This is a genomic window from Streptomyces sp. TAA040 (assembly GCF_000424845.1).
On record NZ_KE384255.1, the window covers coordinates 116,216 to 125,327 of the forward strand.

Annotated in this window: 8 protein-coding genes and 1 tRNA gene; 5 read left to right on the forward strand and 4 right to left on the reverse strand. The window is 72.7% G+C overall.

The window, feature by feature from the left end; translation table 11 throughout:
- Window positions 1-194 precede the first annotated feature (194 nt).
- The 4 genes from rlmB (at window position 195) to H300_RS29035 (ending at window position 5,173) form a co-directional block, all read left to right on the forward strand.
- Window positions 195-1,148, forward strand: a complete 954-nt coding sequence (gene rlmB / locus H300_RS0124140; protein ID WP_028429447.1) for a 23S rRNA (guanosine(2251)-2'-O)-methyltransferase RlmB — start codon at window positions 195-197, stop codon at window positions 1,146-1,148.
- A 141-nt stretch (window positions 1,149-1,289) separates the two neighbouring features.
- Complete coding sequence (locus H300_RS0124145; protein WP_028429448.1) at window positions 1,290-2,930, forward strand: DoxX family membrane protein; 1,641 nt, start codon at window positions 1,290-1,292, stop codon at window positions 2,928-2,930.
- Window positions 2,931-3,137: 207 nt separating this feature from the next.
- Complete coding sequence (locus H300_RS29030) at window positions 3,138-3,788, forward strand: helix-turn-helix domain-containing protein (protein WP_051270401.1); 651 nt, start codon at window positions 3,138-3,140, stop codon at window positions 3,786-3,788.
- Window positions 3,785-5,173, forward strand: a complete 1,389-nt coding sequence (locus H300_RS29035) for an MFS transporter (RefSeq protein WP_199779254.1) — start codon at window positions 3,785-3,787, stop codon at window positions 5,171-5,173. The genes H300_RS29030 and H300_RS29035 overlap by 4 nt, the downstream gene beginning before the upstream one ends.
- A gap of 87 nt (window positions 5,174-5,260) precedes the next feature.
- On the opposite strand, the gene H300_RS0124160 is transcribed toward H300_RS29035, so the two are convergent.
- The 3 genes from H300_RS0124160 to H300_RS0124170 all read right to left on the reverse strand — a co-directional run bounded on the left by H300_RS0124160 (window position 5,261) and on the right by H300_RS0124170 (window position 7,925).
- Complete coding sequence (locus tag H300_RS0124160) at window positions 5,261-5,989, reverse strand: nucleotidyltransferase family protein (RefSeq protein WP_028429449.1); 729 nt, start codon at window positions 5,987-5,989, stop codon at window positions 5,261-5,263.
- Between the two features lie 110 nt (window positions 5,990-6,099).
- Window positions 6,100-6,516, reverse strand: a complete 417-nt coding sequence (locus H300_RS0124165) for a hypothetical protein (protein ID WP_028429450.1) — start codon at window positions 6,514-6,516, stop codon at window positions 6,100-6,102.
- 287 nt (window positions 6,517-6,803) lie between these two features.
- Entirely contained in the window at window positions 6,804-7,925 is a 1,122-nt protein-coding gene (locus H300_RS0124170; protein ID WP_028429451.1) for a sn-glycerol-3-phosphate ABC transporter ATP-binding protein UgpC, read from the reverse strand.
- Between the two features lie 322 nt (window positions 7,926-8,247).
- Here H300_RS0124170 and H300_RS0124175 point away from each other — a divergent pair.
- A tRNA-Thr gene (locus H300_RS0124175) sits at window positions 8,248-8,321 on the forward strand.
- Window positions 8,322-8,438: 117 nt separating this feature from the next.
- On the opposite strand, the gene H300_RS0124180 is transcribed toward H300_RS0124175, so the two are convergent.
- The coding region (locus H300_RS0124180; RefSeq protein WP_028429452.1) for a transposase at window positions 8,439-9,112 on the reverse strand (674 nt) is incomplete at its 5' end.

Below are 9,112 nucleotides of genomic sequence, written 5' to 3' on the forward strand. Positions count from 1 at the left end.
CCGCGCGCAGCGGGTCCGCGCGCGGGACCGGCCCCGGCCGGAGCCCCGGCGAGGCGCCGCGGTCCGCAGCCGTCGCCGTCCCCCGCCGTGCACCGGGGACGGACGGACCGGGGGTGGCACCGGCGGCGCACAGCAGCAGCACAACCGGCACACTTCAAGCAGTACTCCGCAGCAGTCAGAGATAGGAATCCCCCATGGCCGGCAACAGCCAGCGGCGCAACCGTCGCACGTCCAACAAGAAGGGCGCGCAGGTCGGCAGCGGCGGCGTGCGACGCCGGGCGCTGGAGGGCAAGGGTCCGACGCCCCCCGCCGAAGCGCGCAAGGGCCACCCCAAGCAGCGGATCGCCCAGGCCAAGGCCCGCCGCGCGACCGGCCGTCCGGCCCCGCGCCGCGGCGGACCCAAGGGCACGGCCGAGCTGGTCGTCGGCCGTAACCCGGTGGTGGAGGCGCTGCGCGAGGGCGTGCCCGCCACCACGCTCTACGTCCAGCAGTTCATCGACAGTGACGAGCGGGTCCGCGAGGCGCTGCGGTACACCGCCGACCGCGGCGGCATCAACCTCATGGAGGCGCCCCGGCCCGAGCTGGACCGGATGACCAACGGGCTCAACCACCAGGGCCTCGTCCTCCAGGTCCCGCCCTACGCCTACGCGCACCCCGACGACCTGGTCACCCGGGCGCAGGACGCAGGCGAGGACACGCTCGTGGTGGCCCTCGACGGCGTCACCGACCCGCGCAACCTCGGCGCGGTGGTGCGTTCGGTCGCCGCCTTCGGCGGGCACGGCGTCGTCGTGCCGGAGCGCCGGGCGGCCGGGATGACCGCAGGCGCCTGGAAGACCTCGGCCGGCGCGGCCGCGCGTATCCCCGTCGCCCGGGCAACCAACCTCACCCGCACGCTGGAGAGCTACCAGAAGGCCGGACTGACGGTCGTCGGACTCGCGGCGGACGGCGAACTGGAACTCGGCGACCTCCAGGCACTCGACGGCCCCGTCGCGCTGGTCGTCGGCAGCGAGGGCAAGGGCCTCTCCCGGCTGGTGAGCGAGACCTGCGACGCGCGGGTGCGCATTCCGATGCCCGGTGGAGCGGAGTCGCTGAACGCGGGCGTGGCAGCCGGAGTGGTGCTCTACGAGGCCGCCCGCCGCCGCGCCTGAGACCGGGCCCGCCCCTGCCGTGCGGACGGGGACGCCGGGAGCCGCCGGACCGCCGCCCGCGGGGCGTTTACCGGGGTTTGACGGGTCGCGGACACATCCACGTGGTCAAGGCAGTGTCCTTAAGGTCCGTCACTCGGTTAGATGAGTGTGGACACCAGAACACCCCGCACACCCACCGGGGGAAGCCCGGGCGGTTTCTTCGACGATGAGCCGGTGCTGAGCTCGGTCAAGGTGCCGAGCGACCCTGCTCAGGTCATTGTCAGCAACGCCAGCTTCCGGGTAAAGCTCGCCACGCCGTCGCCCGCCGGCCGTGCGTTCGCCGACACCGCCCCGATGCCCGCAGCGGGCACCGGCGCCGTCAAGCGCCGCACCCCGCTGGTCTACGCCGGCAGATCCGGCCCCGGTGACACGGGTGCGGGCAGGCTGCTCCAGGCGTTGAGCGCGGGTGCCGCCGGTCCGCCGGGCAGCGCCGTCGCGGAGCCCTCGGCCGGGGTCGCCGGAGTGACCACCCAGGTCCTGCCCAGGGCCGCGCCGGTCCGCACCGGGCCGCCGACGGTCGTCGCCCCGCGCGAGGCGGAGCCGGGGCGCTCCCGCCCCAGCGGCGTGCGCCCCACCGGGAGCACGTACGACGGCCCCGTCCCGTACGGCGGGACGTCCGCGGCCGACGCGGGCCAGGACACTGTACGAATCGACCGGTTGGAGCGGCAGGACCCGAGGCCGCGTCCCCCCGAGGCCGTCCGGCAGGCGTACTACCCAGGCCGCCGGATGAACCTCGGCGTCGTGCTGCTGCCGCTGCGGATCTTCCTCGGCTTCATCTCGATCTACGCCGGGATGGGCAAGCTCACCGACCCGGTCTACTTCGACGGCGGCGAACGCGGCTCCATGGTCAACTGGCTGACCTCCCTGGAGCCCTGGGGCATCGCCTCCCCGTTGCACGCCTTCGCCGTCTCCCACCCGGTCGGCGCGGGCCTCACCGTCGCCTTCCTCCAGGTCCTCGTCGGCGTGCTGACGGTCTTCGGCCTCTGGCAGCGGCTCGCCGCCTCCTTCGGGGCGCTGCTCTCCGCGGCCCTGCTCCTGACGGTCAGCTGGCGCATGGTGGCCGCCTACGACACCCCCGACATCATCTACCTGGCCGCGTGGTCCCCGCTGATCATCGCGGGAGCCCCGGTGTACTCGCTGGACTCCCGCCTCGCGGGTGAGGCCTGGCGCACGCTCGGCCCCCGCGCCGGGCTGTGGGACCTGCGGCGCCGGGTGCTGCGCAGGGGCGCCGTGATGGTGACCCTGATCGCCGGACTGGCGCTGCTGATCGGCTCGATGATGGGCAGCGCGGTGCGCTCGGCGGAGATCGCCACCGTGCCGGAGCCCGGCGAGCCGCCCCGCAACCATCTGCCGGGCTCCCCACTGCCCACCCCGCCCGGGGAGCGGACCGGCCGGGCGAGCCAGGGACCGACCGCCGGGCCGACCGCAGGCCAGTCCTCCGCCCCGCCGACGAGTGCGCCCTCCTCGGCCCCGCCCCAGGACAACAGCGGTGCCGACGTGGGCTCCAGCGCCACCGGTGGTCCGAGCCAGGACCAGACCGTCCAGGCACCCCCGCAGGAACCCGCCGCTCCGCCGCCCCCGCAGCCGGAGGCTCCCGCGGCGCCCACGACGGGCGGCTCGGGCGGCGCCCCGGCAGCGACCGGCGGCCCGGACGGCAACAGCGCCGACGACGGCGGCAGCAACTCCGACGACGACGGCGGCAGCTCCGGCGACCGCGGCGCGCTCGGCGGCCTGCTCGGCTGAGCAGGGACCAGGACCTCCCGGGTCCAGGCGTTCCTGCCACCGGGCCGCGTCTCCTCCGACGCGGACGTCCTCCGCCGCACGCGCACCACTCGGGTGCCGGTGCCACCTCGGTGGTACCGGCACCCGTTGCCGTGGTCGCTGCGATTCATCAAATCTTTTTTGCAAAAACTATTTTGTAGAACGGGTGCGCGGTCCTAGGCTCCCGCCATGACATCCAGCCGCCGCGTACTCGACCCGGATCGCGACCTCGCCGCGATCAAGGCGTTGACCCACCCCCTGCGGATCCGGCTGCTCGGCCTGCTCCGCGTGGACGGCCCCGCCACCGCCACCGAACTGGCGCTCCGTACCGAGGAGTCCTCGGCCTCCACGAGCTACCACCTGCGGGTCCTGGCGAAGCACGCCTTCATCGTCGAGGCCGAAGGTCGCGACGGCCGGGAGCGGCGCTGGGCCGCGGTGCACGCCGTGACCTCGTTCAGCAACGAGGCGCTGGAAGCCGTACCCGGCGGAGGTGAGCTGCTGGGCCTGATGCGCCGGCGCCAGATCGAGCACCTTGCCTCCTCGCTCGACGCGTACGAGAACGCGGCCGCCGACGGGCGCCTCGGCCCGGAGTGGCGGGAGACCGCCGGCATCAACGACGTCCTCCCGTCCCTCACCCCCGACTCCCTCGTCGAGCTGAACCGCACAGTGGAGAACAAGCTCGAAGAACTGGGCGAGCGCGACGCCCACGACCCCCGGGCGGCCCGGGTCGTCGTCCTCACTGCCCTGCTGCCGCTGGTCCCGCCCCCGACCCCCGACGCCCCGGAGCATGGCGCGCAGGCGAGCCCTGCGCCCGGGCCCGGCGCAGTGGAGCGGCCGTGATTATTCCGTCCCCCCTCACCCCCGAAACCGCCCGACGCCGCTACGTCGTCGTCTGCGTCCTCTTCTGGCTGCCGATCGGGCTCGCCCTCGCGCCGGGCCTGCTGCTGTTCACCGAGCGCGGCATGTCCCTCGTCACCATCGCCGGGTTCTTCGCCGCGCACTCCCTCACCGCCGCCGCGCTCGAACTCCCCACCGGTGGGCTGTCGGACGTGATCGGCCGCCGCACCGTGCTGGCCGCGGCCGGGTTGCTGAACCTCGTCGCCCTCACCTTCCAGGCGCTCGGCACCACCGCGTGGGCGCTCACCCTCGGAATGGCGCTCATGGGCGCGGGCCGCGCACTGTCCAGCGGCCCCGCCGAGGCCTGGTACGTGGACGCCGTCCAGGCACATTCCGGGCCGGAAGCGGACCTGCGCACCGGCCTTGCTCGCGGCGGTACGGCCACCTCGGCCGCGCTCGCCGCGGGCACCCTGCTCGGCGGCGGCCTCCCCTGGCTGCTCGGTCTCGGCCCGGACCTCGCCGCCCGGCTGACCGGGGCCACCTCGGGCCTGGTTCTGCCACTCTCCGTCCCGCTGCTGCTGGGAGCGGCCGTGGAGGCACTGTTCGTGCTGTACGCGCTGACCGCGCTTCCCGAGCCGCCACGACCCGCGGTCGGTCTGCGCGTCGTGCTGAGCGGGGTCCCCGCCACCGTCCTGGACGGGCTGCGGCTCGGGGGAAGCGACGTCCTCGTCCGCCGAGTGCTGCTCACCGCGGGCGCTGCGGGGGTGGCCCTGGCGACACTCGAACTGCTCACCCCCGGCCGCGCCGCACTGCTCACCGGAGCGCCGGAATCGGGCGCGGTGCTCTTCGCCTCGCTCGCCTGCGCCGGTTTCGCCTCCGCGGCCCTCGGCAGCCATCTCGCGCCCCTGGTCGCACGGCTGGCGGGCACCGGCGAGCGCGCGGTCCTGCTGAGCCTCGCCGTCGGCGCCTGCGGGATGCTGCTCCTCGCCGCCACTGTGCCGTTCACCGGCCCGCTGCCGCTGGTGCTCGCTGCGCTGGGCTACGTACTGGTGTACCTCGGGCTCGGGGCGAGCGGTCCGAGCGAGAACGAACTGCTGCACCGGCGGGTCGCCACCTCCGGCCGCACCACCGCGCTCTCCGTCCAGTCGTTGTCGCTGCAACTGGTGGGCGCCGCGGCAGGGCTCACGGTGGGCGCACTGGCCGGCGGACCGCTGCCGTGGCTGCTCGGCGCCGTCGCTCTGCTCACAGGTGCCCTGCTGTGGCTGCGCCGCTCAGCTCCGCCGCCAACCGCCGCACCCGGGGCACGGCGACCGCAGGTGCCGGAAGCGCCGGCTGCGCCCCGGCCGGTTCCTTCCCCCACCCCGGACGGGGGGCCGGCCCCCGGGTGAAGCGGGTACGGCGTTCGGGGACACCGCCGCCCGGACGTCCGGAAACCCGAGCGCCGCGGGGCCGCGGAGGACGAGAGAGCGGAGACCTCAGCCGGGTTCGGTGCCGAGCTCCTTCGCCGCCTCGGTGAGGTCCTTCGCGGTGTCGATGGCCCGCCAGTACGAGCCCTGCGGCAGCGGGTAGCCGGCCAGCCGGTTCTCCCGGGCGAGCCGGGGGAAGGTGGTCCGTTCATGGTCGCCGCGGTGGGGGAGCAGCGCCGCGAAGGCGGCGGCGAAGACGTACACGCCCGCGTTGATCTCGTAGGAGATCGGCGGGGACTCGATGAAATCCACCACGTGACCGAAGTTGTCGGTGCGCACCGCACCCCAGGGCAGCCGGGGGCGGGCCAGAGCGAGGGTGGCGAGCGCGTCCCGCTCGGTGTGGAACGCGGCCATCTCGCGCAGGGGGAAGCGCGTCCAGATGTCGCCGTTGGTGGCGTACCAGGGCTCGTCGGGGCGCGGCAGGGAGGCTGCGGCGTGCCGGAGGCCGCCACCGCGCCCCAGCGGCTCGTCCTCCACCACGGTGGTGATGCGCAGCGGCAGGTCGGAGGCGGCGAGCCACTCCTGGAGCACGGGCGCCAGATGTCCGCAGGAGACCACCACGTCCGTGACGCCCTCCTCGGCCAGCCAGGAGAGCTGATGGCCGATGATCGGTGTCCCCGTTCCGGGGATCTCGACCATCGGCTTCGGCTTGTCGTCGGTGTAAGGGCGCAGACGGGAACCCTGGCCGCCGGCCAGAATCACCGCCTGCGTGGGCAGGGCGTTCGGATCAGCGGTCATGCTCGAACGCTACCGGGGCCGGCCCCGCATGTGCGGAGCGCGGGCGAGCTGCGCCCGCGGAGTCCCCCGCCGCCCGGCACGCCGTCCGTCGGGCCGGCGCGCCCGGGTGCTCAGCGGGACGCGGCCACCCCGGTGGCGAACGAGGTGTCACAGACCGGACGGGAGAACTTCTGCGCCCCCTGGAGGCTGCCGTACTTCTGCACCGCGGCCTTGCCGAGTGCCCTGGCGATGTCCGTGCAGTGCGACGCCAGCGACGGCTTGCGCTCCACCGCGCGCTGGAGGCTCGTCAGCGCCACCCCCGGGTCCTCGGTGGCCAGCTCGGCCACGAGTTCGTCACGCAGCACGTCGTGGGGCTCGACGGTCGCGGACTTCTCGGCGGCCTTCTCGGCGTTCGAGGCCAGTACCTGGGACTCGGACGGCGAGACCGCCCAGGGGACGCGTGCGACTGCCAGTGTCCCGGACAGGACCAGGACAACCGGAAGGACGAGAGCGAGTGTTCTGCCGATGCGGCGCGCTGCCTGATTCACTGTGTCTTCCTCGCGAAGGGTTTCCCCGGCTCGGCCGAGGCGGATGGGGGCCACAGAGCCGAGGCGGATGGGGCCCGCAAAGGGGTCACCCGCGATGGTAGCGAGGAGTAGCCGACCAACGACCTCAAGTCACTCTGATGAGGGATTAATCGGCAGGTTTGGCTATCAGTGCATTGACAGGGAGCACGTGGAAGACGGGCAGCACGCAGAAGGGGCCGTGCACCCGCTGCTGCGGATGCACGGCCCGAGTGCCTTCGGCCCGTTCGCCCGGGCGGCCCGACCCGTCGTCAGTCGGTCAGGCGCTGGCCGGTCGCGGTGGAGAAGACGTGCGCCTCGCCGCCGCGCGGCAGCACGTGGATCTGCGAGCCCTTCTCCGGCACCGCGCGGCCGTTGACCCGCACCACGAGCTCCTTGGAGTTCCCGCCGATGTCGGCCGTGCCGTAGACGAAGGCGTCGGCGCCCAGCTCCTCCACGACGTTCACCTGGACGGCCAGACCCGCCGGCTGGTCCTTCGTGAGCGCGCCGGAGGCGTCACCGTTGACCAGCTCGAAGTGCTCGGGGCGGATGCCCACGGTCACCGACTTCTCGCCCGCGTCCGCGGCCTGGGCGACCGCCTCCCGTGCCACCGGCACGACGCTGTTGCCGAACTTCACACCGCCGTCGGTGATCGGCACCTCGACCAGGTTCATCGCGGGGGAGCCGATGAAGCCCGCCACGAAGAGGTTCTTCGGGTGGTCGTACATGTGCCGCGGGGAGTCGATCTGCTGGAGCAGGCCGTCCTTGAGCACCGCGACCCGGTCGCCCATCGTCATGGCCTCGACCTGGTCGTGGGTGACGTAGACGGTGGTGATGCCCAGGCGCCGCTGGAGCGAGGCGATCTGGGTACGGGTCTGCACGCGGAGCTTGGCGTCGAGGTTCGACAGCGGCTCGTCCATGAGGAAGACCTGCGGCTCCCGGACGATCGCCCGGCCCATCGCGACACGCTGGCGCTGACCGCCGGAGAGCGCCTTCGGCTTGCGGTCCAGGTAGTCGGTGAGGTCGAGGATCTTCGCCGCGTCCTCCACCTTCGACCGGATCTGGTCCTTCGGCACACCCGCGATCTTCAGGGCGAAGCCCATGTTCTGGGCCACCGACATGTGCGGGTAGAGCGCGTAGTTCTGGAACACCATGGCGATGTCCCGGTCCTTCGGCGGGAGGTGGGTGACGTCCCGGTCGCCGATCCGGATCGCGCCGCCGCTGACGTCCTCCAGGCCTGCGAGCATGCGCAGGGAGGTGGACTTGCCGCAGCCGGAGGGCCCGACGAGCACGAGGAACTCGCCGTCCTCGATGTCGATGTCGAGCTGGTCGACGGCGGGGGTCGTGCTGCCCGGGTAGACCCGGCTGGCCTTGTCGTACGTGACCGTAGCCATGTTCTTTTGACTCCTTCACCGGCAGGAACGTGCCGGACGATCCGAGTAAAGGGAAGTGACGCCCTGCTGATGCCCGCGGCCGCGGGCATTGCGGTGACGCTAACCCGCCAGCCTGTGGTTTGTCAGTAGTTCACGTCGAGGAAGAACCACTGGTCATGCGGCGGGCACCCAGAGGTACCGACGCGGGTGACCACTGCGGACCGCCTCGGGCTGACGCCGGCCGCGGCACACCGCCTCGCCCGCGTGGCCCGGCCCCGGGAGTGCGTGGCCCGGCGCGCGGCGTGCTGTGTACAGTGGTCAGGCCCTCGCGCGGGGCAGGTACGCCTCCTTAGCTCAGCTGGCCAGAGCAACGCACTTGTAATGCGTAGGTCGTCGGTTCGAATCCGACAGGAGGCTCAGCGACAAGTCCAGGTCAGACGGTGTCTGACCTGGGCTTTTGCGTCACTGCATGCGTCGGCGGCGCTTCGATCGGGCGATCTTTGCTGGGCTGAGCGACTCTGCTGCGCAATTCGTTCAGGCGGAGAGTCGGTAGCTGAGCCGTTCGAGTCTGCTGGTGCGTGTGCGGTCGTGGGGGCCGGTGGTCCAGTGGGCGTCGAGCCGGATCACGTTGAGTGCGGTGGCGGAGAAAGCGTGGTGGAGGCGGACTTTCGGTAGGCCGCGGTAGCGGGCCCGGCGGATGCCGGTGATGTCGAGGGTCTGGTTGATGGTGCCCTCGACACCGGCCCGGAGGGCGTACTTGTTCTTCCAGGTCTCCGTCTTCTGCTCGGTGCGGGCCCGGGCGAGGTTCTCGTGGAGTTCCTTCGGTCGCAGGGTGAGTATGCGGCGCTGGTTCTTCGAGGTGGTGCACTGCTGCCGGAAGGGGCAGTCGCGGCAGGTCAGGACGCTGAAAGTGATCACAATGGCGTCGGTGCCGTGCTGTTTGACGGGGTTCCAGTGGGAGCTGGTCCTCCCGGCGGGGCAGCGGACCTGGCGGGTCTTCCAGTTGATGGTGAAGGCGTTCTTGTCGAAGCCTTCGGCGGCCCTGGCCTGCGCGGAGTGGTCCAGGAGGACCGGGGTGACCATACGGATGCCCTGTTCCAGGGCCGTGGTGATCAGGTCGGCCGAGGGGTGGCCGGAGTCGGGGTAGTGCTCGGCGGGCTTCACCCCGTGCCCGGCGAGCTTGCTCTGGATCGGTGCGGTCGTCTTCA

Coding starts and splice junctions, on each gene's coding strand:
- H300_RS29030 (WP_051270401.1), top strand. CDS start 3,138: ATGACATCCAGCCGCCGCGTACTCGACCCGGATCGCGACCTCGCCGCG.
- H300_RS0124145 (WP_028429448.1), top strand. CDS start 1,290: ATGAGTGTGGACACCAGAACACCCCGCACACCCACCGGGGGAAGCCCG.
- H300_RS0124160 (WP_028429449.1), bottom strand. CDS start 5,989: ATGACCGCTGATCCGAACGCCCTGCCCACGCAGGCGGTGATTCTGGCC.
- H300_RS0124170 (WP_028429451.1), bottom strand. CDS start 7,925: ATGGCTACGGTCACGTACGACAAGGCCAGCCGGGTCTACCCGGGCAGC.
- rlmB (WP_028429447.1), top strand. CDS start 195: ATGGCCGGCAACAGCCAGCGGCGCAACCGTCGCACGTCCAACAAGAAG.